2 protein-coding genes are annotated in these 2,132 nt (G+C 34.4%); both read left to right on the top strand.

Going from position 1 to position 2,132, the window contains the following annotated elements; translation table 11 throughout:
* A partial coding sequence (locus F6K37_RS39295; RefSeq protein ID WP_287254964.1) for a beta-barrel domain-containing protein occupies positions 1-329 on the top strand: 329 nt, incomplete at its 5' end.
* An 89-nt stretch (positions 330-418) separates the two neighbouring features.
* A complete protein-coding gene (locus F6K37_RS39290) occupies positions 419-1,186 on the top strand; it encodes a peptidylprolyl isomerase (protein ID WP_071104256.1) in 768 nt (255 codons plus the stop codon).
* Positions 1,187-2,132: the final 946 nt, after the last annotated feature.

Here is a 2,132-nt window from a genome sequence, read left to right as displayed (position 1 = left end):
TCGCTATTTCAGAAAGTGGCTCCTTACGGGAAGGAATGGCAGTAAAAATGAAGTTTGATGCTTATCCGTTTCAAGATTATGGAGTAGTAGAAGGAAAGGTAATCAAAATTTCTCCAACCTCCAAGGTTACGGAAACGGAGCAGGGTAAAGTGCCTACCTATGACCTAGAAATTAAACTCAATAAAACCTGTATGCCCACACCAAAGGAATGTATTGCTCTCCGCCCAGGGGACACCGCAACAGCAGAAGTCATTGTCCGGCAGCGTCGGATTATGGATTTAGTTCTGGATCCATTTAAGAAGTTACAGCAGGGGGGTTTGGAATTGTAGTTTAGTGATCATTGCTAGAGTTCAAGCCTGAGGTTAAATATTTTTGAATTGTCGATTTTTATTAGTCAAATCAAACGAGGACAAAAATCATGTCAAAATCTATCACTATTAATGCTGAAGATATTCTAGACCAAGTCAAGCTATCTTTAAAAACTTATGATATTGTAGAAGCAATTATTACCCGTCAAGTAATAGCAAATGCGGTAGCAAAGGCTGGAATCAAGATAGAAACTGAAGAACTTCAGGAAATGGCAGACAAATACCGACTAATGCATCAACTTCATAGTGCAGAGGATACCCATGCCTGGATGAAACAAAATAATTTGTCTCTAGATGATTTTGAAGAATTGGTTTACAATCATGCCCTTTCCACAAAATTAGCTGTTCATTTGTTTGGAGATAAAATTGAGCCCTATTTTTATGAACATAAATTGGATTATGATGGTGTGGTTATGCATGAAGTGATTTTTGATAATAAAGATTTAGCTTTAGAATTATTTTATGCTATTGGCGAAGGAGAAATGAGTTTTTATGATGTTGCTCATCAATACATCGAAGATAAAGAGTTACGTCGTAAAGGGGGATACCGAGGGATATTATATCGTCAGGATTTGAAGCCAGAGATTTCTGCTGCTATTTTTGCTGCTAAACCTCCCCAGGTGATTAAACCGATTGTGACTGCTAAAGGAGTACATTTAATTTTTGTGGAGGAGATTATTGAAAGACAATTAGATAATTGGCTCCGCAATAAAATTGCTACTGATCTATTTAATGAATGGATAAATAGATCCCTTTCTCAATTCAAATCTGTTACAAATATTGAAATCGTTCAAATCACTACCCAAAATGCTTCTTAAATAAGAAGTATAGCATAAGCGTTGAATATTTTAAAGGTTCAACGCTTATGTAGAGCAACTTGTGGTATAAATAGAACGGTTTCGATTATAAACAAGACCGTTATGCTTAAAAAATCCTGCCTAAATGTCTTGAGGACTGGATAATTATTGGTCAATAGTTTTCCTAGGTATCTTTTGAAGATTTTTGGAAAAGTTAGTATGGTTGAAGCAAAATTTTGATATTTTTATTTAGCCTCTATTTTATAAAAAATTATGCTATTTTTATAGGTTTTTAAATATCATTAAACATTTCTGCTTTTAGAGGTATACCCCATCCGTAATCATGCGGGTGGGGTAAAGTGTATTTTCGTCTTGCTGAAATCTGCTAAAAATCTATCCGATAAAGCGGACTTCGTTAGTATTTATAGCTTTTAATTTCAATTGCTATGTACTTTTGTGACTACCATTCCACACACAAGGCAGTCCACAATATTTCCACTTTGACTCCTCCTAATGTATTCATCATTTATTGCTCTGTTAAATCATGCATATAACTTTCAGAATCCAAGAAAAGGTCAGCACCAGCAGGACGTAAATTAGAAATTTGAATGTTAGCCATTTGAGTTTTTCTCCAATAATGAATTTTGGTGTTTTTCTAAGAATCAATTAGTAATTTTTGATTCCTGTCTTAATCCTATTCAAAATAATTTCGTGTGTCTAGGATTTTTAGAGCTTATTGATGCTAAACCCAAAACACTTTTGTCACTAAAGTAAATGTCATTATCTGCTGATAAACCTAGTAATAGCTCACAATTAACCTTTCCCAGTATTCTGATAGTTAACCTCTCGCTAATTTACCGAATAAACTAAAACAGTTATGTCCACAAAACTAGTGAAACTGAGAAAAACCATAAAAAAAAGCCCAAGACTACTCTTGGACTACAAGACTAAGATTAGTTTCTACAGA

Source organism: Moorena sp. SIO4E2 (assembly GCF_010671945.1).
GTDB lineage: Bacteria > Cyanobacteriota > Cyanobacteriia > Cyanobacteriales > Coleofasciculaceae > Moorena > Moorena producens.
This window is presented reverse-complemented; position numbering and strand designations above follow the sequence as displayed.